25 protein-coding genes are annotated in these 25,663 nt (G+C 70.0%); 2 read left to right on the forward strand and 23 right to left on the reverse strand.

Annotated features, from left to right (window positions below; translation table 11 throughout):
• Window positions 1-6: 6 nt before the first annotated feature.
• The 8 genes from ACZ5RK_RS08315 to ACZ5RK_RS08350 are packed head-to-tail and all read right to left on the reverse strand — an operon-like array spanning window position 7 to window position 9,579.
• Complete coding sequence (locus tag ACZ5RK_RS08315; RefSeq protein ID WP_464908775.1) at window positions 7-2,076, reverse strand: hypothetical protein; 2,070 nt, start codon at window positions 2,074-2,076, stop codon at window positions 7-9.
• Window positions 2,045-2,782 carry a fimbrial biogenesis chaperone gene (locus ACZ5RK_RS08320; RefSeq protein ID WP_464908776.1) on the reverse strand — a complete coding sequence of 246 codons (738 nt, stop codon included), beginning with the start codon at window positions 2,780-2,782 and terminating at the stop codon, window positions 2,045-2,047. Before ACZ5RK_RS08320 ends, ACZ5RK_RS08315 begins: the two co-directional genes overlap by 32 nt.
• On the reverse strand, window positions 2,782-5,355 hold the full coding sequence (locus ACZ5RK_RS08325; RefSeq protein ID WP_464908777.1) for a DUF4832 domain-containing protein: 2,574 nt from the start codon (window positions 5,353-5,355) through the stop codon (window positions 2,782-2,784). Before ACZ5RK_RS08325 ends, ACZ5RK_RS08320 begins: the two co-directional genes overlap by 1 nt.
• On the reverse strand, window positions 5,352-6,269 hold the full coding sequence (locus ACZ5RK_RS08330) for an NHL repeat-containing protein (RefSeq protein WP_464908778.1): 918 nt from the start codon (window positions 6,267-6,269) through the stop codon (window positions 5,352-5,354). Before ACZ5RK_RS08330 ends, ACZ5RK_RS08325 begins: the two co-directional genes overlap by 4 nt.
• Window positions 6,266-7,156 carry an N-acetylglucosamine kinase gene (locus tag ACZ5RK_RS08335; protein WP_464908779.1) on the reverse strand — a complete coding sequence of 297 codons (891 nt, stop codon included), beginning with the start codon at window positions 7,154-7,156 and terminating at the stop codon, window positions 6,266-6,268. The genes ACZ5RK_RS08330 and ACZ5RK_RS08335 overlap by 4 nt, the downstream gene beginning before the upstream one ends.
• Window positions 7,153-8,016, reverse strand: coding sequence for a 1-phosphofructokinase family hexose kinase (locus ACZ5RK_RS08340; protein ID WP_464908780.1), 864 nt, complete (start codon window positions 8,014-8,016; stop codon window positions 7,153-7,155). The genes ACZ5RK_RS08335 and ACZ5RK_RS08340 overlap by 4 nt, the downstream gene beginning before the upstream one ends.
• Window positions 8,013-8,873: an SIS domain-containing protein gene (locus tag ACZ5RK_RS08345; protein ID WP_464908781.1), complete on the reverse strand. Its 861-nt coding sequence runs from the start codon at window positions 8,871-8,873 to the stop codon at window positions 8,013-8,015. The genes ACZ5RK_RS08340 and ACZ5RK_RS08345 overlap by 4 nt, the downstream gene beginning before the upstream one ends.
• Window positions 8,851-9,579: a DeoR/GlpR family DNA-binding transcription regulator gene (locus tag ACZ5RK_RS08350; protein ID WP_464908782.1), complete on the reverse strand. Its 729-nt coding sequence runs from the start codon at window positions 9,577-9,579 to the stop codon at window positions 8,851-8,853. Before ACZ5RK_RS08350 ends, ACZ5RK_RS08345 begins: the two co-directional genes overlap by 23 nt.
• A gap of 110 nt (window positions 9,580-9,689) precedes the next feature.
• On the opposite strand from ACZ5RK_RS08350, the gene ACZ5RK_RS08355 reads away from it, so the two are divergent.
• Entirely contained in the window at window positions 9,690-10,478 is a 789-nt protein-coding gene (locus ACZ5RK_RS08355) for a class II fructose-bisphosphate aldolase (protein ID WP_464908783.1), read from the forward strand.
• 21 nt (window positions 10,479-10,499) lie between these two features.
• Here ACZ5RK_RS08355 and ACZ5RK_RS08360 read toward each other — a convergent pair whose 3' ends face one another.
• From ACZ5RK_RS08360 to ACZ5RK_RS08415, 12 genes are read right to left on the reverse strand one after another with little or no spacing between them, the layout of a single operon-like run.
• Window positions 10,500-11,276, reverse strand: a complete 777-nt coding sequence (locus ACZ5RK_RS08360; RefSeq protein WP_464908784.1) for an ABC transporter permease — start codon at window positions 11,274-11,276, stop codon at window positions 10,500-10,502.
• Window positions 11,264-12,070, reverse strand: a complete 807-nt coding sequence (locus tag ACZ5RK_RS08365) for an ABC transporter permease (protein ID WP_464908785.1) — start codon at window positions 12,068-12,070, stop codon at window positions 11,264-11,266. The genes ACZ5RK_RS08360 and ACZ5RK_RS08365 overlap by 13 nt, the downstream gene beginning before the upstream one ends.
• A gap of 39 nt (window positions 12,071-12,109) precedes the next feature.
• The gene (locus ACZ5RK_RS08370) at window positions 12,110-13,210 is read right to left on the reverse strand and encodes an extracellular solute-binding protein (protein WP_464908786.1); all 1,101 of its coding nucleotides are present in this window, start codon (window positions 13,208-13,210) and stop codon (window positions 12,110-12,112) included.
• The gene (locus ACZ5RK_RS08375) at window positions 13,207-14,022 is read right to left on the reverse strand and encodes a sugar phosphate isomerase/epimerase family protein (protein WP_464908787.1); all 816 of its coding nucleotides are present in this window, start codon (window positions 14,020-14,022) and stop codon (window positions 13,207-13,209) included. The genes ACZ5RK_RS08370 and ACZ5RK_RS08375 overlap by 4 nt, the downstream gene beginning before the upstream one ends.
• Window positions 14,019-15,017, reverse strand: a complete 999-nt coding sequence (locus ACZ5RK_RS08380; RefSeq protein ID WP_464908788.1) for an ABC transporter ATP-binding protein — start codon at window positions 15,015-15,017, stop codon at window positions 14,019-14,021. The genes ACZ5RK_RS08375 and ACZ5RK_RS08380 overlap by 4 nt, the downstream gene beginning before the upstream one ends.
• A gap of 40 nt (window positions 15,018-15,057) precedes the next feature.
• Window positions 15,058-15,897, reverse strand: a complete 840-nt coding sequence (locus tag ACZ5RK_RS08385; RefSeq protein ID WP_464908789.1) for a carbohydrate ABC transporter permease — start codon at window positions 15,895-15,897, stop codon at window positions 15,058-15,060.
• Complete coding sequence (locus tag ACZ5RK_RS08390; protein ID WP_464908790.1) at window positions 15,894-17,159, reverse strand: extracellular solute-binding protein; 1,266 nt, start codon at window positions 17,157-17,159, stop codon at window positions 15,894-15,896. The genes ACZ5RK_RS08385 and ACZ5RK_RS08390 overlap by 4 nt, the downstream gene beginning before the upstream one ends.
• An 8-nt stretch (window positions 17,160-17,167) precedes the next feature.
• Window positions 17,168-17,986, reverse strand: coding sequence for a carbohydrate ABC transporter permease (locus ACZ5RK_RS08395; RefSeq protein ID WP_464908791.1), 819 nt, complete (start codon window positions 17,984-17,986; stop codon window positions 17,168-17,170).
• On the reverse strand, window positions 17,967-18,737 hold the full coding sequence (locus ACZ5RK_RS08400; RefSeq protein WP_054647463.1) for an SDR family NAD(P)-dependent oxidoreductase: 771 nt from the start codon (window positions 18,735-18,737) through the stop codon (window positions 17,967-17,969). The genes ACZ5RK_RS08395 and ACZ5RK_RS08400 overlap by 20 nt, the downstream gene beginning before the upstream one ends.
• Complete coding sequence (locus ACZ5RK_RS08405; protein ID WP_464908792.1) at window positions 18,730-20,202, reverse strand: FGGY-family carbohydrate kinase; 1,473 nt, start codon at window positions 20,200-20,202, stop codon at window positions 18,730-18,732. Before ACZ5RK_RS08405 ends, ACZ5RK_RS08400 begins: the two co-directional genes overlap by 8 nt.
• Before the next feature lie 2 nt (window positions 20,203-20,204).
• Window positions 20,205-21,002 carry a BtpA/SgcQ family protein gene (locus ACZ5RK_RS08410; protein WP_464908793.1) on the reverse strand — a complete coding sequence of 266 codons (798 nt, stop codon included), beginning with the start codon at window positions 21,000-21,002 and terminating at the stop codon, window positions 20,205-20,207.
• Window positions 20,989-21,729 (reverse strand): DeoR/GlpR family DNA-binding transcription regulator, encoded by a 741-nt coding sequence (locus ACZ5RK_RS08415; protein WP_464908794.1) that lies wholly within the window; start codon window positions 21,727-21,729, stop codon window positions 20,989-20,991. The genes ACZ5RK_RS08410 and ACZ5RK_RS08415 overlap by 14 nt, the downstream gene beginning before the upstream one ends.
• 67 nt (window positions 21,730-21,796) lie before the next feature.
• Here ACZ5RK_RS08415 and ACZ5RK_RS08420 point away from each other — a divergent pair, with 67 nt between their 5' ends.
• Window positions 21,797-22,480 (forward strand): gamma-glutamyl-gamma-aminobutyrate hydrolase family protein, encoded by a 684-nt coding sequence (locus ACZ5RK_RS08420; RefSeq protein ID WP_464908795.1) that lies wholly within the window; start codon window positions 21,797-21,799, stop codon window positions 22,478-22,480.
• A 190-nt stretch (window positions 22,481-22,670) separates the two neighbouring features.
• Here ACZ5RK_RS08420 and lysA read toward each other — a convergent pair whose 3' ends face one another.
• Genes lysA through ACZ5RK_RS08435 form a run of 3 tightly spaced genes read right to left on the reverse strand, consistent with a single transcriptional unit; the run spans window position 22,671 to window position 25,658 of the window.
• Entirely contained in the window at window positions 22,671-23,825 is a 1,155-nt protein-coding gene (lysA, locus tag ACZ5RK_RS08425) for a diaminopimelate decarboxylase (RefSeq protein WP_464908796.1), read from the reverse strand.
• Window positions 23,826-23,833: 8 nt separating this feature from the next.
• The gene (nikC, locus tag ACZ5RK_RS08430; protein ID WP_464908797.1) at window positions 23,834-24,658 is read right to left on the reverse strand and encodes a nickel transporter permease; all 825 of its coding nucleotides are present in this window, start codon (window positions 24,656-24,658) and stop codon (window positions 23,834-23,836) included.
• Window positions 24,651-25,658: an ABC transporter permease gene (locus tag ACZ5RK_RS08435; RefSeq protein ID WP_464908798.1), complete on the reverse strand. Its 1,008-nt coding sequence runs from the start codon at window positions 25,656-25,658 to the stop codon at window positions 24,651-24,653. Before ACZ5RK_RS08435 ends, nikC begins: the two co-directional genes overlap by 8 nt.
• Window positions 25,659-25,663 lie beyond the last annotated feature (5 nt).

Consider the following 25,663-nt stretch of genomic DNA (forward strand, 5'->3'; position numbering starts at 1 on the left):
TTCCCATCACCGAACCTCCTGCTCTTCCACGGGCCGCTCGGGAAAGGCCAGGCAAAGGTCCAGAAGGCCGCCCTCCCGCACCCGGAGGGCTTCCACGGGCCTCCCCTGGCGGTCCGCCAGGTAGGCCGCCTGGGCCCACGGCCCTTCCAGGCGCAGGCGGTACTCCCCCGGGGAGAGGAGGGCCCACCCCCCGGGGACCAGCCGGGCGGAGACCGGCCCCTCCAGGCGCACGGCGAAGCGCCCGAGGGAGGCCTCCAGGTCCACCCCGGGAACCCCCCGCACGTACCCCGGCCTGGCCTCCAGGGAACACGGGGAGAGGGCGAGCCCGAGGCGCACCGCCGGGACCAGCCGGAGGGCCAGCCTCCGCCCCTCCGGCCCCAGGTCCACCCGGAGCTCCGAAAGGAGCCCCTCCCCCTGGGCAAAGCCGTAGCCCTCCGGGGCCAGAAGGCGGTACCGCCCCTGGGGAAGGCGCAGCACACCCCCGCCCCCCTCCCCCGGGACCACGAGGTAGCGCCTGCCCTCCCCTTCCACCACCAAGGCCCTGGGTTCCCCGTCCAGGTCCACCCGGAGCTCCGGCCAGGCCAGGGGGTAGAGGGGCAGGTCAAAGGCCAGGCTCCCGGACAGGCGGGCCTCCCTAAGCCCTCCCCCGGCGAACCCCAAGGAGGCCGCCAGGGAGAAGGGGTGGAGGTCCGCCCGGGCCTCCAGGGAGAGGGACTGGGGGTTCAGGGAGAGGCGGCCCTCCACCCGGGACCTGCCCAGCTCCGTGAGGAGGTGGGTGTAGGCCCGCAGGTAGTAGGCCCAGGCGGCGCCGTCCCAGGAGAGCCCTTCGTCCAGGCCGCTTTCCGGGTCGCGGAGGACGTGGAAAAGGGTGGCCCGGAAGGCCTGGCTTGCGAGGCCCCACTCCCCCCTCACCTCCACGGTGCCCAGGAAGGGGAGGCCCAGGAGGAAGAGCAGGGAGGGTTCCCGGGCCCAGGACACCCCCAGGCCCAGGTTGTACCCTCCCCCCAGGGCGCCCACTGCCTGCAGGAGGCCGCCCCTGGGCTGGCCGTAAGCGGCGAGGAGGTTCCAGCCCCAAAGGCCGTAGCGGGCCTCGGTCCACCAGCCCTCGGAAGCCACCCCACCCGAGAGGGCGAGGCTTCCCCCTCCCACCCCCTGGAGGTAGCTCCCCTCCAGGCCGTAGGCCCAGGGGTAGCCAAGCCTCCCGGAGAGGCGCAGGGATGGCGTGGCGTAGGCGAGGCTCACCTGGCCCCTCCCCCCGGTGTCCGCCCCCAAAGAGGCGGTGAGGCCCTCCAGGGGAAGGTAGCGGAGGCTGAAAGAGGCGCCCGCGGGCCCCAGGGAAAGGCCGAAGCCGTAAACCGGGTTATCGTAGGCCAGATAGGCCCCGCCCAGGGAGGCGCGGTAGGCCACGGTGCCCAGGGCGCGCCCCTGGGGTTCCAGGAGCGCTCCCCGGCCCTCGAGGCTCACCCCTCCCCGGCTATCCCAGAGGAGGCGGGAAGGCAGGGTGGCCCAGCCCTCAAAGGGCCCAGGGGGAGCCGGGGCCGCTTCCACCCTCACCTCCTCCGTGGCCCCGGCCAGGCTCAGGACCACCCTCCCGTCCCTCCCCTGGCCCCGGAGGCGCAGGGAGAGGAGGGCCTCCTGCCCCGGGGGCAGTTCCCCCACGGGCTCCCAAGACAGGACCTCCACGTTCACCCCCACCGCCTTGGGGGGGAGCCTGAGGGGAACGTTGCCCAGGTTCACCACCCGCACCCGGGCCTCCCCCACCTCCCCCAGGGCCAGGCGGGGATGGGAGAGGGGCCTCAGGAGGGCCCGGGCCTGGGGGCGGATGCGGAAGGGGTAGACCCTCTCCCCGAAGCGCAAGGGGTACTCCCCGGGGGGCAGGTTGGGCACCTGCACCGCCAGCACCGTGACCCCGTCCAAGGAGGAGGGGGAGAGGAGGAGGTGGAATCCCTCCGGCAGGACCACCTCCCCTTCCCCCGAAAAGACCAGGGTCACCGCCTCCCCGGGCCCCCCCTCCAAGGGCACCAGGGGGGCGGCCAGGGCCAGGCTAGCGAAGGTCCAGGCGAGAGCGAGCCGCATAGGCCTTCACCCCGTCGTCCAGAAAGACCAGGAGCTGGTAGCTTCCCGGGGCCAGTTTGGGCAGGGGAACCACCAGGGTCTTGGGGTTGCCCGGGAGGAAGGTGTACGTGCCGAGCCCTCCTTCCGCCACCACTCCCCCCGTGCCCACCACCTGGTAACGCACCCAGGGGCGGTAGTAGCGATTCCCGGCGTTCTCCCCCAGGAGGAAAAACCTTCCCTCCTCCACCCAGCCCTTCTGGAAGCTCACCCGGGCCTCCCCCCCGTGGCTCACCATGAGGAGCACGGCGTACCGCTGGACAAGCTGGAGGCCCACCCCGGAGCCCCCCTGTCCCCCGGCCGCCTTCTCGGGGGTCAGGAGGAGGTAGGCGTAGCGGGTGCCCTGGAGGCCCTCGGGCGCCCGGAGGGTGAGGCGGAAGGAGGCCCTCCCGCGGGGGGGAAGGCTCGCCTCGGGGGCCGCCAGGACCACGCCCTGGGCCAGGCTCTGGGGCAGGGTCCCCGGGGGGAGGAAGCCCCGGTCCTCCCGGTAGTCCGCCACCTCCGCCCGCACCCTAAGGGGCTCGTCCCCCTCGTTGCGCAGGGTGAGGACCAGGGAGACCTCCTCCCCCGGGGAGAGCTCAAAGGCCTGCACCAGGTCGTCCTCCAGGACCAACCCCTGGGCCAGCCCCAGGCCCAAGAGGAGGGCCAAGCCAAGGAGCCATCCTCGCATCAGCGCACCTCCAGGTAAAGGTTCAGGGCGTTGCGGCCGTCCCGGTACTCGGTGCGGGTAGCCAGCTGGACGTTATACCGGGGGTCCCCGGGGTTTTCCGGATCGGCTATCTCCAGCCAGAGGGAGTAGGTGCCCGGCTCGGAGGGAGGGGACACGGTGTAGGTGTAGGAGGCCTCCTCCCCCGCGGGGGGGCCGAAGAAGCGGGGCTCGAGGCTCCGCCGCACCAGGAGACCGTCCCCTTCCCGCAGGAAGACCAGGGCCAAGGCCTTGGGGTTGTAGAGGGAGCCGAACCCCTCGTTGGCCAGGTAGAGGCGCAGGGTGAGGGTGTCCGAGGGGGAAAGGACCGCCCGGGAGATCTCCGCCCGGCGCAGGTGGAGCCGGTAACCCAGCCTGGCCTTGAGGACTTCCAGGAGGGTGCCCCCACCGTAGGGGGTGCGGCCCAGCCAGGCCATGAAGTCCGGATGGTAGGCCAGGTTCAGCACGCTCACCCGGTAGCGCTGGAAGTAGCGGTAGACGTAGGCGGCCGGGTCCTCCCCTGGGGGGACGTAGGGGGCGGGGGTGCAGGTCTCCCCGCCCATGACCGTGTAGAGGGCGTCCCGGCTCCAGAAGTCCTTCTCCAGGTCCTGCTGGGGCCCCGCATCGTAGTAGAAGGTGCCGTAGTCGTTGGGGGAGGAGAGCATGCAGTCGTTGTGCCCCCCCAGGCGGGCCTTCAAGGTGGGCCCGTGGGCCTCCCCCGGGGCGAGGGGTGCGAAGGAGGCGGAGGAGGGGTAGGTGCCCCTGGGCCCCCCGGCCTCCAGCTCCAGGAGCTTGGCCTTGGCCATGGGATACCGCACCGCCACCAGCTTGCCCGGCACCTCCTCCAGAAGGGCCTGGACGATCTCCAGGGTATCCGGGTTAGGGAGCTTGCGATCGTAGTTTCGCTGGCCACAGGGGGGCTGGCTCCCCTCGCTGTAGCCGGGCAGGGGGTCCATGAGGGCGGTTTCGGGACTCGCCGAGTGCCACTCCCCCCACGGCCCGATGAGGCCCGCCTCCAGGTAGGCGATGGCCCCCAGGTGGGCCCGCAGGACCCCTCCCAGCTGGCGCAGGTGGGCCAGGATGCGCTCCTTGGGGGGGTCGCAGTAGGTGGGCCCCCCGGGGGCGTTCTCGTCGGGCCGGTAGGCGAAGCGGAGGACGAGCTTCACCCCGGCGCTCTTGGCGCTTTGCAGGTCCGAAGCGAGCTGGTCTAGGAAGCCCTGGGGCAGGGCGTCCAGACCGGCGAAGGCGTGAAGGTAGTAGGTGCGGCGGATCACCCGCACCTCGTAGCCCTTCCGCCTGGCTTCCGCCACCAGGGCGGGGGCGTCCAGGGAGGGTTCGTCGGGGTAGTAGCTGTCCTCGGCGAAGCCCCGCTCGGGGTTTGGCACCTCGAAGGTGGCGGGGAGGAAGTCAAAGGCCAGGGCCCCCCCCGGGGCCATGAGCCTCTCCAGGAGGCGGATCTTGTCCCAAACGGGAGTCTTCCAGTCCTCCTCAAGAAGCCCCCCCGTGTCCCCCGAGTTGGGGTTCAGGGCCCAGTAGAACCACACCCGCACCCCCTTGGCCCGCAGGTAGTCCACGAAGGCCTCCTGCCAGACCCGGTCCTGGCCGGTGTACCTGCCCCCGAACTCCCCTATCCCCCAAGGGAGAAGCCGCCCCGAGAGGTGGCCAAAGTGGGCGTCCCAGACCGCGGGCATGTTGTCTGGGAAGTCGGGGTCCGAGAAGTAAGGCTGGTCGTACACCGAGGGGCCGTAGACGTGGGGCAGGTAGAGGAGGCGGTCCCCCAGCCCCAGGTCGTCCCGGGCCTCCGCCAGGTTCTCCCCCCAGAAGGCGTTGTACCCCCCGTTAGGGGAGAGGTTCCCCACGCCCTCCACCGCCACCAGCACCCTGGGGTTCACCCCAAGCACCGCCCGGGCCCCCTCCTGGGCCAAGGCCTTCCACTCTGTCCAGGTGAGGCCATAGGGCTCGTTGGCCAGGTCAATCCCAAAGACGTTGGGGAACTCCAGGGAAAGGCCCGCAAGCCGCCGCAGATCGGCGAGCCAGTCGTCCTTGGTGTACCCCTGGGAGGGGTCAAAGGGCCTCCCGGGAAGCCTCCCCCCGATGAGATCGCACCGGAAGGTGTGGAAGTCCAGGAGGACGTGAAACCCGAGCCCCCGGGCCTTTTCCAGCACGTAGCGGAGGCCCGCGAGGGGCGAGGCGGGGTAGGCGGGGTCCCCCCCCTGGGCCCAGGAGGCCACGGTCCCCTGGTCGCGGAGGACCTCGGGGGCCACAGGGAGGCGGAGGGCGTTGAAGCCAAAGCCCTTGAGCTGGGCCAGGAAGTCGGCCACGCTCCGCCCGGACCAGAGGCCGTGCGGCGCCCGGTCACAGGTCTCCAGGCCGAACCAGTTGACCCCGTAGAGGGGAAGGAGGACCCCGTCCTTGTAGACCCCACCGGGCCGGGAGGCGTAGAGGGGCACGGTCTGGCCCGCATCCTTAGGGGGCGGGGAACCCCCCGCGCCCTTCTGGGCAGCGCAACCTCCCAAGCCCAGGAGCAAGGAGAGCCAGGCGAGGAAAATCCACCTCATGGTCCTTCCTCAACGGCCAGTCCCAGGGTGTAGCGGGTGGGCAGGTCCAGAAGGCGCCTGGGCCCCTCCGCCTCCAGGCGGTAGAGGCCCCCGGGGCCCTGGCCGCTGGGGTCGGTGCTGGTGACCAAGTAGAGGGCCCCTTTCACGAGGGCCACGCCCCAGGGGTCGGGAAGTCCCTTGGCCACCACCTCGGCGAAGCGGTCCAGGTTCTGGGGCTCGGGCACGGGAAGGACGGCGTCCAGGGGAAGGCGCACCAGCCTCCCGTCCCCGTCCTTGCTGCCCGTAAGGTAGAGGTTTCCCTTGCCGTCCAGGGCCAGGCCCCTTATGGGGTTGAGCACCCCGGGCAGGGCAAAGGCCCTCCTCAGCTCCAAGGTGGAGGGGTCCAGGAAGACCACGTAGCCCCAGGTGGTGGCCGCCAACAGGGCCTCCTTGGCGGCGAGGAGGGTCTGGGGGTAGCCGAACTGGCCATGGGGGAAGGCCTTGCGGGCGAGGGGCTCCTCCCCCTCCGGGGCGTACACCAGCACCTCCGGCTCCCCACGGGGCTGCCCCGACCAGTCCACGGCGCTGGAGGCCACGTAGACCTTCCCCTGGAGGAAGGCGACCCCCATGGGGTAGTGGGCCCCTTTGAGGGTCCGGAGCGCCTTCCCCTCCCGGTTCAGTTCCACCACCCGGCCCGCGGGCTTGGGGGCGTCCGGCCGCCCCACGTACTCGGCCACGTAGACCTTCCCGTCCCCATAGGCCACGCTCCACGGCTGCTGGAAGCCCGGCCAGGCCCCCACCACCCGGGGGCCCTGAAGGTCCAGGAGGACCACCGTGCTGTTCCCGGCGTTGCCCACGTAGGCCCGCTGGCCCAGGGCCAGGCCGGCCGCCAAGACCAGAAGCCAAACCGCCGTCCACAACCCAAACCCTTTCATGGCCTCACCTCCTCATGGGTAGCGAGATCCCGCGCCCAAAGGGCGGCGTACAGGGCGGGGTCCCGCTCACCTTCTACCACTTCCAAGCCCTCCCGGAGGACCAGGGCGGAAAAGACCCCCTTCACCACTGGGCTCCGGAAGACGCTTCCCCAGTAGGCCACCCGCCGGGTGCCCAGCCTTAGGGCCAGGGACTTGGCCAGGAGGAAGAGCTCCCCCGCGGCCCTCTCCAGCACCTCGCGGGCCCCCTGGTCCCCCCCCTGGGCCAGGCGGTCCACCTCCTCGGCCAGGGCGGCCAAGCGCGCCCGAAGCCCACCGGGCTCCTCCTCCAAAAAGGCGAGGAGTTCCAGAAGGTTCTCCTTCCCATAGACCCGCGGAAGCCCCTGGAGGGCGGTGGGCCCCGCCCGGCCGTCCTCGGCCCGGCTCGCCCGGTTCAGCGCCTGCACCGCGATCCAGTAGGCGCTCCCTTCGTCCCCGAAGAGGGGGCCGTAGCCCCCTGCGCGCCCCACCCCCAAGGGCCCCCGGCCGTAGGCCATGGAACCCGTTCCGGCCACCACCAAGACGCCCTCCTCCCCGCCGAAGGCCGCGTGCCAAGCCAGCTCCACATCGTTAAGGAGACGGAAGGGCCCAGGAAGGCGGGAAGCCACCGCCTCCCTGTAGGCCTCGTCCCACCGGGCCACCTCCCCGTACCCCCCAAGCCCCAGCACCGCCGCCCGGGGAGGCTGAGGCAGGGCTTCCAGGAGTTCTTGGAGGACCCTCTCAAAGCCTTCCCGGCCCAGGGCGGGAAGGTAGCTGGAGCCCAGGGAGACCTCCCGCACCACCCGCCCCTCCGGGTCCACCGCCACCGCCTTGGTCTTGGTCCCGCCTCCGTCCACGCCCAAGAAGATCATGCCTCCTCCACCTCCACCTGGGGCAGGAGCCGGGCCACCTCCTCGGGACTGACCCGCCCGCCCCCTCTCCCCACGTTGGCCGCGGCGGCGGCCACGGCGAAGCGCAGGGCCCCCACCAGGCCCTCCCCCCGCTCCCGGGCGAGGAGGAAAGCCCCAAGCAGGGTGTCCCCCGAGGCCACGGGATTGCCCGGCCTCCTAGGGGCAAAGGCCCGGTAGCTCCCCTCCTTTCCCACGTACAGGAGGCCTTCCTCCCCCAGGGAGACCAAGAGGGCCACCCCGTAGCGCCGGAAGAGGCGGCGGCTGGCCTCGAGGGGGCGCCCGGGCACCAGGCTCCGGAGTTCCGCCCGGTTGGGCTTGATGAGGGAAACGCCCAGGGCCAAGGCGGGGGCGAAGGCCTGCAGGGAGTCCACGGCGTGGGGACGGAACACCGCAAGAAGCTCCTCCGGAGGGAGGCCCGGGGGCAGGCTCCCGGAAAGGACGCGAAGGGCCTCCGGCCTGACCACCGGGGCCACCTGGTCCAGAAGCCCCCTCCCCGCGGGAGGGCAGGGCTCGTAAACCTCGGTGGTGGCCGAGGGATCGGAGAGGATCTGGCAGGCGCGGGTACGCTCCGCCTCCAGGGCCACGAGGGGAAGCCCCTCCTCCGCCGCCAACTCACGCACCCGGGCCCCCACGTGCCCGCCCAGGAAGGCCACCGCCTCCGCCTCCCCGCCCAGGCGCACCACCGCCCGTGCCAGGTTGAGCCCCTTGCCCCCGGCGAGCTCCTCCACCTCCTGGACCCGGTGAAGCCTCCCCGGCCGAAGCCTCTGGGAGAGCCGGAGAATGCGGTCCAGACAAGGGCAAGGGGTGAGGCTCTGGATCATAGCCGCACGGCGTAGGTCAGGTGGCGGGGCCGGTTGGGGTCCAGACCCCGCTCCAGGGCCAGGCGGTAAGCGAAGAGCTGGAGCCGCGCGAGGCTCAAAGGGAGTTCCCCAAGCTCCCCCGGAAGGCGCACCACCTGGGCCCCCAAGGACCCCGCCTCCTCCGCCAGGGGGGCCTCGAGGGGATGGCTCTCCAAGAGGAAAACCACGCTCTCCTCGTCCAGAAGGCTCTTGGGACCGTGGCGGAACTCCAGGCTTTGGAAGGCTTCCGCCCAGACCAACGCGGTCTCCTTCAGCTTGAGGACGGCCTCCTGGGCCACCGCCCAGGCCACCCCGGACCCCAGCAGGAAGTACCGCTTCCCCCGGGGAAAGTCCTCGGCCCCGTGGGTGGCGAAACGGTGGGGCAAGGAGCGCAAGGCCTCGCTTCCCGTGAGGGCATAGGCCAGGTACACGAAGGCGCTGGAAAAGGAGCGGGTCTGGACAATGGCCTCCTCCTGGGCCTCGGAGAGGACCACCTTTTGGGCGAAGAGATCGCCCCCGGCCTCCCGGGTGGTGATGAGCCAGGCCTGGCGCCCCAAAGCCCTCACGGCCTGAAGGAGCTCGGTGGTCTGACCCGAGCGGGAGATGCCCACCACCAAGGGGAACCCCCCCGCGGCCTCGGGGTAGAGCATGGCCTCGGCCGAGGGCAGGGCCAAGGCCTTCCGCCCTCCGGAGCGGGCGAGATGGGCTGCGGCTTGGGCGAGGAAGTAGCTGGAGCCCGAGCCCAAGAAGAGGGTGTCTTCCTGGGGAAGGGCTTTCTCCTCTGCCAGCCTCAGGGCCTGCTGCCAACCCGCCGGACTACCCAAGATCTCCTCCAACATCCCCATGGTCTACCTCCCTGATCCAGGCCGTCACGCCCTCCAGAGGGGCGAAAAACCCCGCCGCCACCTTTCCCCATTTGCGAGACTCCGCCAGCACGTACACGGCCTTGGCCCGCTCCGCCAGCGCCCGGGCCACCTGAGCCTCCGGGGTGTCCCGCATGAAAAACCCCTCCTCGTTGACGGCGCTGGCCCCCACAAAAAGGGCGTCCAGCTCCGGGACGCGGCGAGCGCTCTCCAGGGCCCTCGGGCCCACCAGCTCGTAGGAGTAGGCGTTCAAATCCCCCTCCAGGACGTGGACCCGGGTCTTGGGGTACGAGTAAAGCTCCACGGCGATGTTTACGGCGTTGGTGTACACCTCCACGGAGCGGAAGCGGAGGGTGCGGGCAAAGAGGGTACAGGTGGACCCCCCCGAGATGCCGATGCGGTAACCCTCCTTCACCAGGGCGAGGGCCTTGTGAGCGATGCGCTTCTTGGCCTCTGGAACCTCCTCCATGTGCCGGGCCATCTCCCCCACGTAGTTCACCGCGGCGAAGAGCCGCGCGCCTCCCCGGCGGCGCTCCACCAAGCCCTTGGCCTGAAGGCGGGCCAAGGAACGCCGCACCGTGGCCTGGTGAAGCCGAAGAAGGCGGGCGAGCTCCTCCACGGACACCTCGCCGTACGTCTGGACCAAGGCCAGCACCTGGGCATCGGCAGCCTTCCTCGGCACAAGGACCAGCATAGGGGACGCCCGACCCGGCTTCATGGGTATATGCGCGTTCGCCGGGGATTCGCGCATTTCTTTCCCCAAGGGAGCCCCAGGGGGGCTAAAGTGGGCCCATGACCGCGGGGGAGATGGTCCAGAGGGCCTACGAGAGGGGGCAGGCCCTCCTGGCGGTGAATGCGGTGAACCTGGAAACCGCCCAGGCGGTGGTGTGGGGGGCCGAGCGGGCAGGAAAGCCCATCTTCCTCATGTTTTCCCAAAACGCCGTGCGCTACGCGGGCCTGCAGGAGCTGGCCGCCTTGGGGAAGGTCCTCCGCGAGAGGGCGAGGGTCCCCGTCTACCTGCACCTGGACCACGCGGAGGACCTTGGCCTCCTGGAAGAGGCCTTTCGCCTGGGCTTTGACTCGGCCATGGTGGAGGAAGGCCCCCTGGAGTTTCTCTTGGAAGCGCGCAGGATCGCGGGGGAACGCCCCTTGGAGCTGGAAGTGGAGGTGGTGCCCAAAGGGGAAAGGTCCGGCCGGCGCCGCCCCGTGGAAGAGTTGATGTGGCTTTTAGGGGAAACTCGGCCCGACTGGATCGCGGTGGACCTGGGAACGGTTCACAAGAGCCTGACCCCGAGGAAGCTGGAGCTATCCCGTCTGGAGGGGCTGGCCTCCCTGCGCAGGCCCATGGTCCTCCACGGGGGTTCCAGCGCGGACCTCGAGGACCTGGCCAGGGCCGCGGCCTTAGGGGTGGCCAAGATCAACGTGGCCACGAGGGCCTTCGCCGCCTTTACCGCCGCCTTGAGGGAGAAGGTGGAAGGGGAGGTGGACCCCCGCAGATACCTGGGGCCGGCGCGGGAAGGGATGGCGGAGTGGGTTCACCGTTTCCTGGAGGTCCCCCTGTTCGCCCGCGCCCCCGGGTGATCCAAGCGCCCCTTGGGGGCCTCAGCGCCGCCGGAGGAGGGTCAGGCCCAAAAGGGCCAGGAGGGTGGTGTAGAGGAGGACGCTGGCCACGGCGCTCGCCGCCCGGAAGTCCTCCCGCAGGCTCTGAAAGAGAAGGAGGGGAAGGGTCACGGTGCCGAAGCCCGCCACCATGCTGGTCACCTCAAACTCCCCCATGGAGATGGCGAAGGCCACAAGGCTACCCGAGAGGACCGCAGGCAGGAGATTGGGCAGGAGGACGTAGCGTAGCCGCGCCCCAAGCCCCGCCCCCGAGGCCTGGGCCGCCTCCATGAGGAGCCGGACCTCCAGGCCCGAGAGGCCGGCGTAGACCGTGCGGAAGAAAAAGGGAAAGCCCAAGGCGGCGTGGCCGAACACCACGATCCAGAAGGTGCCGGAAAGGGCCAGGGGAGGGCGGTTGAAGGCCAGGAGGAAGCCCAGCCCCACCACCAGGGGGGGCACCAGGAGGGGAAGGACCTGGAGAAGCCGCCTCAAGCCCTCCCCCACCCGCCCCGCCCAGGTATGGGCCACGTAGGCCGTGGGCACCCCCACCAGCAGGTTGAGGGCCACGGCCATGAGGGCCACGCGCAGGGAGAGCAGGGCCCCTTCCAAGTACCCGGGGTCGGTGAAGATCTTGCGGTACCAGGCCAGGGTGAAGCCCTCGGGCAAGGGGCCCAGCCACATCTGGCTGAAGGAGTAGACCACCGGGGCCAGCATGGGGAGGACCAGGTAGAGGAGGAAGAGGGCGAAAAAGGACCAGCCCAAAAGTCTCAACGCCGCCACCTCCTTTCCCAAAGGGCAAGGAGGTAGAGGCCCACCCCGGTGCTGGCCATGAGGACCACCGCCAGGGCCGCCGCCTGGGGCAGGTCAAAGGCGCTCTCGGCCACCAGGCTGTAGATCTGCAAGGAAAGGAGGTTCTTGGCGAAGCCGGTGAGGGCCAAGGCGGTGCCGAAGGCCCCCATCATCCCGGCGAAGACGATGGCGCTCCCCGCCAGGACTCCCGGCATGAGGTTGGGGAGGAGGACCCGAACCCAGGCCTGGAGAGGCGTGGCCCCCGAGGCCCGGGCGGCTTCCAAAAGCTCCCTCCCCAGGCTCTCCAAGAGGGGCATGAGGGCCAGGGCGAAGAGGGGGATGTTGTAGAAGGGGAAGACCAGGAGAAGCCCCGTCCAGGTGTAAAGGTCAAAGCGGGGAAGGCCAAGGGAAAGGAGGAGCTGGTTCACCACCCCGTTCCGCCCCAGGAGGACGATGAAGCCGAAGGCCACCACCAGCCCCGAGAGGGAAACGGGGATGGCGTAGAGGGAGAGGAGGAAGCGCTTGAACCTCAAGGGAAGCCCCGCCGTCCAGTAAGCCACGAAGACCCCGCCAAGGGCGGCGAGGAGGGTGGAAGCGGTGGCGAAGAGGAGGGAGTTGCGCCAGGCCTCGAGGTAGGCGGGAGCGGTGAGGGCCTTGAGGTAGCGGGCAAGGGTGAGGCCCTCCGGGGAAGAGAAGCTTCGCTCCAGGATGGCCCAGAGGGGGTAGGCGAAGAAGAGGGCTAGGAAGAGGAGCCCGGGAAGGACGAGAAGGCGTTCGCCGCGCATGGGGAAAAGGGGGGCGGGGAAGCCCCGCCCCCAGGAAGCTTAGCGGATGGTCTCCCCGTAGTACTTCTGCAGGGCCTCGGACACCGCCTCCTCCTTTTTGTAGTCCACGAACATCACCTTGGCGTAGGCGCTCTTAGGAGGGAACTTGGCCGCCACCTCCTTGGGGAGCTCCACGTCGGGACGGATGGGGGACACGAAGGCCTTAGCGAAGAGGGACTGCCCGTACCGGGAGAAGATGAACTCCAGGAAGAGCTTGGCGGTGTTGGGGTGGGGAGCGTTGCGGGCGGCGATGATGCCTCCGCCGTTGGCCAGGCTGCCGTCCTGAGGGATCACCACCTCCGTGGGGAAGGGGAAGCGCTCCCGCCAGGCCAGGAGGTTGTAGTCGTAGTTGATGAAGATACCCACCTCGCCCCGCTCAAACTTGGCCGTGGTCACCTTGGGCTCCACCGCCCCGATGACCCCAAGCTTGTGGAGGCGGGCGAAGAAGTCCACCCCGGCCTTGTAGTTGTAGGGGTCCCCCGTAAGGGCGTAGGCCGCCGCCATGATGGTGGCCACGCCCGTGCCCGTGGCCCGCGGGTCCTGGTACTGGATGAGCCCTTTGTACTCGGGGTTTTCCAGGTCCTTCCAGGTCCTGGGCACCTTCTTCACCAGCCGGGTGTTCACGATCCAGCCCAGGGTGCCCTTGTAGCCCGCGTACCAGGTAGAGCCCTCCTTCCCTTCCCCCTTCTGCCCCTGGGGGAGAGCCGCCCAGGAGGTGACCCGGTAGGGCAGGGTGAGCCCCTCCTCGGCCAGGGTCATGGCAAAAGCGGGTTTAAGGTCGGCGATGTCGTTCTTGCTGGCCTTTTCCTCCCGCATCCTGGCCAGGACCACGGCGCTTCCCATGTCAATGTCCTGCTGGCGGATGCCGAAGAGGCGCTGGAACTCGGCGAAGATCTCCCCGTAGTTGGCCCAGTCGTTGGGCATGCCGTAGGAGTTGATGACCCCGCCCTCCGCCCGGGCCTTGGCCGCCAGGTCCCGGATGTAGGCGTTGTTCAGCTCCGGGGGAAGCTGGGCCCCGCCCTGGGCCAGGCTGCCGAGCCCCTTCAGGCCGATGCCCAAAGCGGAAAGTACCAGAAAAACCGCCAAAACCTTTGCCTTCATCCTTCCTCACCTCCCATTGCCTCGGGGACAAGCCCCGCTGAGGCCAAGCTCCGGTGCACTTCCAGGTACTCCTCCACGCTCCTCGGGGGGAGCTCCACCAAAAGGGTGCAGGGGCGGCCCGCGAAGGGGGCCGCCTCCTCGAGGCGGGGAGGCAGGTGCAGATCGTAGCGGCCGTCGTTGGTGTGGGCGTGGACGTGGACGAGCCTCTCCCCGAGGGCCTCCAGAAACCCCTCCGGGGCCTCCCCCGCCATGCGGGCGTGGCCCAGGTCCAGGCAGAAGTAGAGGTCCGGGACCTCTAGGAAGCGGGCCATCTCCCTGGGGGTGCGGGGAAACTCCTGAGGAGCGGGCAGGTTCTCCAGGGCGAGGCGCACCCCCAGGTCCAAGGCCAGCCGGGTGAGGCGGGAGAAGACCTCCAAGGCCCGCTCCAGGGCCTCCTCCCTCAGCCTCCTTTCCGCCTCCCGCAGGGCCTCATGGGCCGGGGAGAGGCCGGGAGGCGGGTAGTCCGTCCAGGGGATGTTCCCCGCATGGACGTTCACCAGCTCCGCTCCCATGCGGGCGGCCCGGACCAGGTCCTCCTCCAGGATCCCCAGGGAGGCCCGGCGAACGGCGGGCTCCGGGGAAGCGGGGTAAACGTCCTGGTAGCGGGCGTGGAGGGTGAGGCGGAAACCCATGGCGCGGGCCTCGAGGGCCGCCCCCGCCAGGGCCTCCGCGGCGCTTCCCGGGATCTCTATGAAGGCGTAGCGGCCCTTAAGCCTCCTGGCGTACTCCAGGAAGCCCTCAGGGTCCTTGGGGGGGCGAAAGCCGAGGGTCATGCTTCCTCCTTCACGAAAGGCGCGGCCTCGGGGAGGGCCAGGCCCACCTGCGCTCCCATCTCCGGCGCCCCTTCCGGGGAGGTGTCCACCTTGAGGAGGAGGCCTTCCCCCTCCACCTCCACCTCGAGGCGCGCCAGGTTGCCCAGGTAGGTGGCGAGGACCACCCTCCCCCGGAGGAAGCCCCCGGGGGCGAGGCGAAGGGCCTCGGGGCGGAGGAGGAGGTAGCCCCTTCCCTCCCCTTCCACCCGCACGGGCCAGGGCCGGTCCCGGTGGAAGAAGCCGCCCTTGGCCTCCCCGGGGACCAGGGTCCCCTGGCCCACAAAGCGGGCCACGAAAGAGGTCCTGGGGCGGGTGTAAATGGCCAGGGGGGTGTCCACCTGCTCTACCCGCCCCTCCCGCATCACGGCGATGCGGTCGGAGAGGGCCAGGGCCTCCTCCTGGTCGTGGGTGACGTAGAGGGCGGTGAGGCCCGTTTCCCGTTGCAGGCGCTTGAGCTCCCCCCTCAGCTCCTCCCGGATCTTGGCATCCAGGGCGGAGAGGGGCTCGTCCAGGAGGAGGACCTTGGGCTCCCGGGCCAGGGCCCGGGCCAGGGCCACCCGCTGCTGCTGCCCCCCCGAGAGCTCCCTGGGGTAGCGGCCCTCCAGCCCAGAAAGGTGGACCATCTCCAAAAGCTCTAGAACCCGCCTCCTCACCCTTCCCTCCGGAATGTGCTTAAGCCGCATGGGAAAGGCCACGTTGCCGTAGACCGTCATGTTGGGGAAGAGGACGTAGCTTTGGAAGACCATGCCGATGGGCCGCCGCTCGGGGGGCAGGTGGTCCACCCGCTCCCCGGAAAGCCACACCTCCCCCCCGTCGGGCCGTTCAAACCCGGCCACCAGGCGCAAGGTGGTGGTCTTGCCGCACCCCGAAGGGCCAAGGAGGCTGAAGAACTCCCCCTCCCGGACCTCGAGGCTCACCCGGTCCACGGCCAGGACCCGCCCGTAGCGCTTGCTCACAGCCCGTAACTCCACCACAAGGAATCCTCACCCCCTCCTGTCAGGTACGCGTCAGCTGCCGGTAGTAGAGGGCCACCAGGGCCAGGGTAAAAAGGAGGAGCAGGTAGCCCATGGCGCTCGCCCCCGAAAGGTCCAAGCCCAGGAAGGCCTTGCGGTAGACGTAGTAGCTCACCAGGTCGGTGGCGGTGCCGGGCCCCCCCCGGGTGAGGACGTAGACCAGATCGTAGGTGCGCGCCTCGGCCACGGTCTGGAGCACCAGGAGCACCCCCAAAACGGGGAGAAGGAGGGGAAAGGTCACCCGCCAGAAGGCCTGCCAGGGGGTGGCCCCGTCCACCAAGGCCGCCTCCAAAGGCTCCTTGGGCAGGCTCCTCAAGCCCGCCAACAGGACGAGGGCGGCGAAGGAGACCTGCTGCCACACGTCCACCAGGGCCAGGGTGAGAAGGGCGTAACGGGCGTCCCCCAGGAAGTCCCGCCCCCCGAAGAGGTAGGCCAGGATGCCCAGCTCGGGGTGGAGGATCATCTTCCAGATAAGCCCCACGCCCACGGGAGCGATGAGCATGGGAAGGCTCACGGCGAAGTAGTGGAAGGTCCGGAAGGGAAGGCGCTGGTGCAGGAGGACGGCGAGGAGAAGCCCCAGGGCGAGGGTAAGGCCCACGGTGAGGGCCACGTAGAGGGCGGTGACGCCCAAGGCGGAGAGGAAGTAGGAGTCCTGGAAGGCGTCCAGGTAGCGCCGGAGGCCCACGAAGGCGGCCTCCCGCCTCAAGAAGGTGTAGTCCGTGAAGGAGAGCCGTAAGGCGTAGAGGAGGGGCAGGCCCACCACCCCCAGGAGGACGAGAAGCCCCGGCAGACCGAGGAGGAGGCCTGTCCCCTGCCCTCTCACCTCAAGAGCCCCGCCTTCCTAAGAAGGTCCTCCAGGCCCTTGGCCGCGTCCTCGAGGGCGCGCTTCACCGGCTTTTGCCCCGAGGCCGCCAGGCTGATCTCCCGGCCCACCACGTCCTCCATCTCCGCGGTGTAGGCGAAGATGGGCACCTTCTTGGCCCCGGCGATGATGCGCTCCGCCTCCTTGTAGTACGGGAACTTCCTCAGCACCTCGGGGTCCTGGAAGGCGTCCTTGCGGGTGGGGGCGTGGCCTCGGAGGGCGCGGGCCTTCACTATGGGCTTGGACTCCACCCAGCTGATGAAGCGCCAGGCCGCCTCCTTGTTGGCGCTGTTCCGGGGAATGGCCCAGCCCCAGCCCCCGTTCACGCCGGCCCCGCCCGGCACGGGGCTCAGGGCCACCTTGCCCGCCACCTTGGGGCACTGCTTGGGGTCGTCCAGCTGGGGGAGCATCCACCAGTAGGTGATCATGCTGAAGGCCCCACCCTGGCACATGACCCGGAAGGTATCGTCCAGGTTGGCGTTCAAGGCCCCCTTCTGGGCCCCTTGGCGGAGGTTGTGCACGTAGAGGGTGAGGGCCTTCTCCCCCTGGGGGCTTGCCAGGGTCACCCGCCAGTTCCGGTCCACGTAGTCCCCCCCAGCGGCGAAAAGGTAGTTGGAAAACTCCATGAAGTTAGGGTCCCCCCGTTGCCCCTGCATGGCCGCCCCCGCCACGCCGGCGTTCTTGGCCATGAAGAGGGAGAGGTCCACGTACTCCTCCAGGGTCTTGGGAAGGCCCAGGGCCCGGCGGTACTGGACCCGGAACCTCTCCTGCAGGTCCTTCCGGGCCAGGAGGTCCTTCCGGTAGAGGAGGCCCATGGCGTAGTTGTACATGGGGATCATGTACAGGGTGCCCCGGTAGTAGCCCACCAGGTCCAGCATGGAGGGGTAGTAAGGGGAAAGGTCAAAGCCGCTCTGCCTCACGTAGGGCTCCAGGGGCTCGAGCCACCCCGCCGCCGGGAACTCTCCCGCCCAGAGGAAGTCCACCTCCAGGAGGTCGTAGGCGCTCTGGGGAGCCAGGAGCTGGGCCACCAGCTTGTCGTGCATGGCCGAGTACTGGACCTTCTCAAACTCCACCCGGATCCCCGTCTCCTTCTCAAACTGGGGCAGGAGCTCCTCAACGATCCGGGTCTCGGGCACGTCCTCCATGAGGGCCCGGAGGACCACCCCCTGGGCCAGGGAAAGGCCCAGGGCCACCAAAACCGCAAAAAGCCGCCGCACTGCCATCACCTCCTTCACTTCACCGCCCCCAGGGTGAGACCCTCCACCAGGTACCGGTCCACCGTGCGGGCGAGAAGGGCCACAGGAAGCACCGAGAGCACCACCCCCGCCGCTACCTGGGCGAAGAGAACCCCCCGCTGGGTGATGAGGGTGGAAAGGGCCACGGGGATGGTCTGGGTCTCCCGCCCGGAGAGGAGGAGGGCAAAGAGGAACTCGTTCCAAGAGAGGAGGAACCCTAAGACCCCGGCGGCGAAGAGGCCGGGGGCCGAAAGGGGCAGAACCACTCGGAAGAAGGCGGAAAGGGGGGTGGCCCCGTCCACCAAGGCCGCCTCCTCCAGCTCCCTGGGGAACCCCTGGAAGAAGCCCATGAGAAGCCAGGCCATGAAGGGAAGGGCAAAGGCCAGGTAGGCCAGGACCAGGGCGGCCAGGGTGCCCGCCAGGGCGAGCTCCCGGAAGAGGGCGAAGAGGGGCAGGGCCAAGACGATGGGGGGGAGCATCTGGGTGGCCAGGACGGCGAAGCGAAGCCCGTGCCCCCCCAGGCGGTAGCGGGCAAGGGCGTAGCCCAGCCCCGCCGCCAGGGGCAGGCCCAGGAGGACCACCAGAGAGGCCACCGCGAAGCTGTTGCGGAAGGCCCGCCCCAAGGGCCCCTCCAGCACCCTGAGGAAGTTCTCCAGGGTCCAGGGACCGAAGGCGGGGGGAAGGGCGTAGGCCATCCCCTCGGGGAGGAGGGCGCTCCTCAAGGTCCAGAGGAGGGGAAGGAGGAAGGAAAGGCTGAAGCCGAAGAGGAGGAGGTTGGCGAGGAGGGAAAGTCCCCTAGAAGATCCAGGCCCCACCGTTCACCTCCACGGCCTCCCCCGTGAGGAAGTCGGCGTCAGGACCCGCCAGGAAGGCCACCACCCCCGCCACGTCCTCCGGGGTCTCCAGCCGTCCCAGGGGCGTCTGGCGCACGTAGTCCTCCAGGACCTCCTCGGGGGTCAGGCCCCGCAAGGCCGCCTCCCAACGCACCTCCCTCTCCTGCATGGAGGTCCGGACGAACCCGGGATTCACCGCGTTCACCGTGACGCGGTAGGGGGCGAGCTCCCTGGCCGCCGCCTGCACCAGGCCCAAGACGGCGAACTTACTGGCGGAGTAGTGGGCGAGGAGGGGGGCGGCCTGGCGGGCGGCCATGGAGGCGGTGGCGATGATCTTCCCCCGCAGCTCCCGGCCCGGCATGAGGTCCTGGGCCACCATGGCCCGGGCAAAGGTCTGCAGGGTGAGGAAGGTGCCCTTGGCGTTCACCCGGAAGTTGAAGTCCCACTCCTCCTCCGTGAGGTCCAGGAAGCGGTTCATGGTGGAGACCCCGGCGTTGGCCACCAGAACGTCCAGCCGCCCGTCCTCGGCGTAAACCCGCTCCCGGGCGGCCTCCAGGTCCTCCCTCCGGGTCACGTCCACCTTGAGGTGGGGCATGCCAAGGGCTTCCCCTACCCGCCTGGCGGCCCCCGGGTCCAGGTCCGTGACCCAGACCTTGAACCCCTCCCACACCAACCTCCGGGCGATGGCCTCCCCGATGCCCGTGCCCGCTCCCGTGACCAAAGCGTTAGGCATAAGCCCCTCCTAGTCTGGGATAAAGGTCCTTAAGCCTCCGGTAGGTCTCCCGATAGAGGGGGTAAAGCTCCCCGTAGACCCGGGTCCAGGTAGCCTCGGGCTCGGTTAACCCGGCCACCTCGCGCTTGAGGTCCTGAAACCCCCAAAGCCCCGCCGCCACCCCCGCCAGGAAGGCCACCCCGTAAGCGCTTCCCCTCTCCCCCCCCAGGAGGTGCTCCACGGGGGCCTCGAGGACGCTGGCGAGGACCCTCCGCCAGAGGGGGCTCCTGGCCCCGCCGTCCATGACGAAGTACCGTCCCACCCGGTACCCCCTCCCCTCCAACACCTCCACGTGGTGGCGGTAGGCGTAGGCCACCCCCTCCAGGAGGGCCCGCCAGAGGTGGGCGGGGGTGTGGCTTAAGGTGAGGCCCACCACGGTGCCCCGGGCCTCGGGGTCGTGGATGGGGGTCTTCTCCCCCAGGAAGTAGGGAAGGACGAGGAGCCCCTCGCTCCCCGCGGGGAGGGCCTCGGCCTCCCGGTCCAGCTCAGGGAAGGCCGCCCCTGGCCGGAAGGCGTCCCGGTACCACCGGAGGAGGCTTCCCGTGGTGGCCATGCAGCCGTTGAGGACGTAAAGGCCAGGGACATCGTGGAAGTCAATGAAAAGCTCCGGCACGGGATCAAAGCGCTCCACGGCGTAGAGGAAGTCCCCCGCCCCCCCGAGCTTGAGCACCGCCTCCCCCGGGGAGAGGAGCCCGGCGGCCAGGGCGGCGGCGATGTGGTCGGCGCTTCCCGCGATGACGGGAAGCCCCTGGGGAAGGCCCGTGGCCGAGGAGGCCTCCCGGGTGACCCCCCCCACCACCTCCAGGGGGCGCCGCACGGGACCGAAAAGACCCTCCCGGGCCCCCACCGCCTCCAGCACCTCCTCGAGCCAGGCCTCTTCCCTGGGGTCCCAGAGCCCCGACTCCAGGGCCCAGTTGGCCTCCTGGTACCTGGCCCCGGTCAGGCGGAAGGCCAGGTGCTCGTAGGAGCCCGAGACCCAGCCCACCCGCGCCCACACCTCCGGGAGGTGGCGGCGGAACCAGAGGAGCTTAGGGGCCACCACCTGCTGGTTCCAGGTGGCCCCGGTGCGGGCGAAGAGCCACCCGTCCCCGAAGCGCTCCTTGAGTTCCCGGATCTCCGCCACCGCCCGGGCGTCGTTCTGGAGGGGGGCGGGGGCGAGGGGCCTGCCCTCCCCGTCGTGGAGGACCACTGCGGGGACCATCCCCGAAACCCCCAGGGCCCGCACCCCTTGGGGGTCCAGGCCCCTTAGGACCTCCCGGATCCCCTCCACCGCCCCCCGCCACCAGGCCTCCGGGTCCTCCTCGGCGAAGCCGGGGTGAGGGGTGAGGAGGGGATGGGGACGCTCCGCCGCCCTAAGGGGACGGGCCTCCTCGTCCAGGAGGAGGACCTTCACCGCGGTGGTGCCCACGTCCACGCCCAGGACCACGCCTACCTCCTGACACCCCGAACGATTTCCATAAAGTTTCTGGCCCGCTCGGGGTCCACCTCGTTCCAGGTGATCCCGTCCCGCTTGAGGGCGGTGCCCACGATGACGCCGTCCGCCACCTCCAGGATTTCCGCCACCGTTTCGTGGCGCACCCCGGTGTTGGCCAGGACGGGCACGTGGGGCAGGGCCTCCTTCACCGCCCGTAGGTGCTCCAGGGCCACCCCCTCCCCCGTCATGGGCCCCGAGACCAAAACGGCGTCCGCCAGGCTGGAAAAGACGGCGCTCTTCGCGCGCTCGGGAAGGGGTCTTTGGTCCAGGGGAGAGGCGAACTCGGCGGAGACGTTGTAGAGGAGGAAGAGGTCGTCCCGGAGCAGGCGCTTCCTATAACGCAGGGCCTCGGCCGCCCTTCCCTCCCAAAGCCCCATGTCCGAACCGTAAAGCCCGGTGAAGATCTCCCGAGCAAACCGGGCCCCGGTGGCCGCCGCCAGGGCCATGGTGGCCAGGGGGTCCCAGAGGACGTCCACCCCGAAGGGCACCCGGAGAAGGGGTTTGAGCCTGCCGATGACGTAGGCCATGGCGGCCACGCTGGCCCGGTCCACGGAGAGCTCGTAGGGGCGGTCGTTCTCGTTGCCGAACATCACCGCGTCTACCCCGGCCTCCTGCAGGGCCAGGAGGTCCCTCCGGGCCACCTCCACGATGGCCTCCAGGTCCCCGTCGTAAAGGGGGGTGCCTGGGAGGGCCTTCAGGTGCACCATGGCGATGACGGGCTTCCTGCCGAAAAGGGCCTCAAAGCGCTCCATCCACCACCTCCACCCTCACCCGCTCCCGGAGGGCGGGCTCTTTCAGGTCGGTAATCACCAGGTCCAGGGCCTCCAGGGGGGCCACGAAGGCCGGGGCCCTCCTCCCCCACTTGCTGCCGTCGGTGAGGAGGACCGTCCTCCGGCTCACCTCCATGGCCTTCCGCTTCACCGCCGCCTCCTCAAAGGTGTGGTTGGTGACCCCCTCTGGGTCAAAGGCGTCCGCCCCCAGGAAGAAGAGGTCGGCCCGCACCCGGGCCAAGAGCTCCTCCGCCCAGGAGCCCACCAGGCTGAGAAAACCGTTGCGCACGCTTCCCCCCGGCAAGAGGACCTCCGTCCGCCCCTGGGCCAGGGCCTGGGCCACGGGGAGGTCCAGGGCCACCGCCCGGATGGGCCTCCCCGCCAGGAGCCGGGCCAGGGCCAAGGCAGTGGTCCCCGAGTCCAGGACCACCGTGGCCCCGTCGGGCACCAAAAGGGCCGCCCTCCTTGCGATGGCCTCCTTGGCCTTCTGGTTCCGCTTAAGCTTCTCGGCGTAAGGGGGTTCGGCCTCCGGGAGCAGGGCCCCTCCGTGCTCGCGCCGGAGGAGGCCCCTCTGGGCCAAAAGGGCCAGGTCCCGGCGCACCGTGGCCTCGGAAACCCCCAGGCGCTCCGCCAGCTCCCGGGTGCTGAGGGCCCCGTGGCTCCTGAGGAGGGCGAGAAGCCGGTCTCGGCGCTCGGCGGCTATGGGCATTCTTGCTCATATTTAAGCGATTTTGAGCGAAGTTGTCAAGGGTCGCCCCAGGGGGTAGAATCCCCCCATGCGCCTCATCGGCGTGGCCACCCAGCGCAAAGCCCTCGAGGGCAGGCCTTTCTCCGGCCTCCTGGAGGCCTACCTGGAGGCCCTGACCTCCCAAGGCCTGGCCTACGTCCTGGTCCCTCCCCAGCCCGAAGCCGCCCTGGAGCGGCTCCTGCGGCATCTAGACGGGGTCCTCCTGCCGGGAGGCGGGGACGTGGACCCCGCCCTCTACGGGGAGGAACCCCTGCCGGAGCTGGGCGAGGTGGACCCGAAGCGGGACGGCCTCGAGGTCTTCCTGGCCCGCTACGCCGCGGAAAAGGGGCTTCCCCTCCTCGGGGTGTGCCGGGGGATCCAGGTCCTCAACGTGGCCCTGGGAGGAAGCCTCCACCAGGACCTGGGCCGGGCGGGCTTTCCCCTGCAACACTACCAGAAAAGCCCCCCCGCCTGGAGGGTCCTGGGGCACCGGGTGGAGCTCGTGGGGGAAAGCCCCTTAGGCCGCCTCTTTCCCCCCGGTTTCCGGGTCAACTCCTACCACCACCAGGGCCTGAAGGCCCTGGGGAGGGGGCTTAAGCCCGCGGCCCTGGCCCAAGACGGCCTGGTGGAGGCCGTGGTCCTGGAGGGCCACCCCCTCTACCTCGGGGTGCAGTGGCACCCGGAGCTTCTTTTGGCCCACTGGCCCCTCTTCGGCCTTTTCAAGGAGGCCTAAGCGCCCGCACCTCGGTTCTGCGACATAAAGGCCCAGGAAAGTCCTTTTGGGGCCCCCCTCTGGCGTAAGCCAGCATGGGGTGGCATTATACCCTTTCTCCCTGTTTCCTTCGCCCTACGGGCTCCAGGAAGCCTGCCTAGAAACCTTTTGCCGGGGCCCCCATGCTGGCGCAAGCCAGCATGGGGTGGTATTAGGCCTCCTCCGCCCACAGGGCCTCCAGGGACTCCCTCCTCCGCAGGACCTCCCACCCCTCCCCCATCCAGAGGAGCTCCAAGGGCCTGGGGGTGTCCAGGTAGGTGAGGGCCATGCTGGCCCCGTAGGCCCCGGCCTCGAGGAGCGCCACGGCGTCCCCCTCCTTGGGCCTGGGCAGGCGCACCTCCCGGGCAAGCACGTCCCCCGCCTCACAGGCGGGGCCCGCCAGGTCGTAGACCTCCTCTTCCCCACCCTCGTAGAGGGGCAAGACGGGGTGGACCGCCCCGTAGAGGGCGGGGCGGAGGAGGCTGGTCATCCCCGCCTCCAGGAGGAGGTAGTTCCGCCGGGTGCGCTTCAGGCCCACCACCCGGACCACCAGCACCCCGGCCTCGGCCACCAGGTAGCGGCCGGGCTCCAGGAACACCTCCGCCCCGTAAAGCCGCGCCAAGGCCTCCAGGGGCTCCCTAAGGGCCTCCAGGCGCAGCCCAAGCCCAAACCCGCCCCCGAGGTCCAAGACCCTCACGGGGCCCACCTTGGGGAAGAGCCCCTCCAGCACCCGGTACCCGGCGAGGAAGTCCTCCAGGGCCTCCAGCTTGGAGCCCAGGTGCAGGTGGAGGCCGAGCACCTTAAGGCCGAGCTCCCGGGCGAGGGAAACGAGCCCCGGCGCCTCCTCCGGCAGGACCCCGAACTGGCTCTCCCCCCTCCCCGTGGCCAGGTGGGGGTGGGTGGCCACGGGGAGGTCCGGGTTCACCCGAAGGAGGACCCGGGCCCCCGGGAGGAGGCGGGAAACCCGCCTTAGGTCCCCCTCCGAGTCCAGGACCACCCAGGGAGGCCGCTCCCTCAGGGCCCAAAGGGCCTCCTCCGTCTTCACCGGCCCGTTCCACAGGACCTCCTCTGGGGAAAAGCCCGCCCGGTAGGCCCTGAGGACCTCCCCCAGGGAGACCGCCTCGGCCCCGAGGCCCAGGGCGCGCAGGCGGCGGAGGAGGCCCAGGCGGGGGTTGGCCTTCAGGGCGTAGAAGAGTCTGGCCTGGGGAAAGGCCTCCTTCAGCCTTTCCACCCGGGCCCGGATCTGGGTCCAGTCGTAGGCGTAAAAAGGGGTGGGGTAGGTCTTTAGCGCCTCTCCCAGGGCTTGGAGAAAGGGTTCTGACAGCATCTTCACCTCTAGCGGCCCCGGGGGTCCAGGACGTCCCTGAGCCCGTCCCCCAGGAGGTTAAAGGCCAAGACGGTGAGGAGGATGGCCACCGCCGGGGCCGTGGCCGCCCAGGGGGCCTCGGCCATGTAGTTCCGGGTCTCCGCCACCATGGCCCCCCACTCGGGGGTGGGGGGTTGGGCCCCGAAGCCGATGAAGGAGAGCCCCGCCGCCGTGAGGATGGCCGAGCCCACCTCGTAGCTCGCCTGCACCAGCACGGGGGTCAGGCTGTTGGGGAGGAGGTGGCGCAGGAGAATCCTCCCCTGCCCCGCCCCCAAGGCCCGCGCCGCCTCCACGAACTCCCGCTCCCTCAGGGCCAGGACCTGGGCCCGCACCAGCCTCGCGTAGATGGGCCAGGTCACCAGGGCCACGGCGAGGACGGTGTTCCCCAGGTTGGGCCCCAAGGCGGCGGCGATGGCCATGGCCAGGATCAGGGAGGGAAAGGCGAAGAAGACGTCGGTGAGGCGCATGAGGAGGTTGTCCCAAAAGCCGCCGAGCCCCCCGGCCAGGAGGCCCACCCCAACCCCTATGGCCGAGGCCAGGAGGACCACCCCAAACCCCACCCCCAGGCTGATCCGGGCCCCGTGAACCACCCTGGCCAGGACGTCCCGGCCCAGCTGGTCGGTGCCCAGGGGATGGGTGGGGCCTGGGGGCTTAAGCCTTTCCAGGATGTTCTGCTCCAGGGGGTCCCCCACCAGGGCGGGGCCGAAGGCCGCCACCAGGAGGAGCCCGGCGAGGAGGAGGAGGCCCAAAACCGCCCCGGGGTTGCGGAGGAAGCGGCGGAAGAGCTTAGGCATAGCGGATCCTCGGGTCCAAGAGGGCGTAGAGGAGGTCCACCAGGAGGTTGAGCAGGGAGTAGACCACCCCCACCAGGAGGGTGACCCCCATGACGGCGGGAAAGTCCAGGCTGGTGGCGGACTGGGTCACGTAACGGCCGAGGCCGGGCCAGGAGAAGATGGTTTCCGTGAGGACCGCCCCGGAGAGAAGGCCCCCAAGAAGCCCCCCGAGGAGGGTGAGGACGGGCAAGGCCGCGTTTTTAAGGGCGTGGCGGAAGACCACCTGCCCCTCGGAAAGCCCCTTAGCCCAGGCGGTGCGGACGTAGTCCTGGGACAGGACCTCCAGCATGGCCGCCCGGACCATGCGGGCGAGGAGGGCCGCCGAGGCCGAGCCCAAGACGAAGGCCGGGAGGACCAGGTGGGCGAGGGCATCCCGGAAGGCCGCCCACTCCCCCGCCAAGAGGGCGTCCAGGCTCACCATGCCCGTGACCCTAGGAGGGGGCAGGAGGAAGGGATCCAGCCGCCCAGGGCCCGGCAGGAGGCCCAGCCTGTGGTGGAGGAGGTCCAGGAGGAGGATGGCCAGGAAGAAGACGGGGGTGGAGCCCAGGAGGAGGGCGAAGAGGCGCACCAGGAGGTCGGGGGGGCGGTTTTGCCGCAAAGCCGCCCAGACCCCTGTGGGAAGGCCCAGGAAAACGGCCACCAGGAAGGCGCTCAGGGCGAGCTCCAAGGTAGCGGGGAAAAACTCCCTCAGGTCCTCGGCCACGGGCCTCCCCGTGCGCAAGGACCGGCCCAGGTCCAGTTGGAAAAGCCTCTTTAGGTAGAGGCCGTACTGGACCAGGAGGGGCCGGTCCAGGCCGTAGCGCTCCCGGAACTCCCGGATCTGCTCCTCCCGGGCGTTCTCCCCCAGGGCGGCCACGGCGGGGTCTATGGGGATCACCTGGGAGACGAAGAAGGTGACGAAGGTGATCCCCAGGCCCACCAGGAGGACGTAGGCGAGGCGCTTGAGGAGGTAGGAGGCCATGGGGA

Source organism: Thermus kawarayensis JCM 12314 (assembly GCF_055393575.1).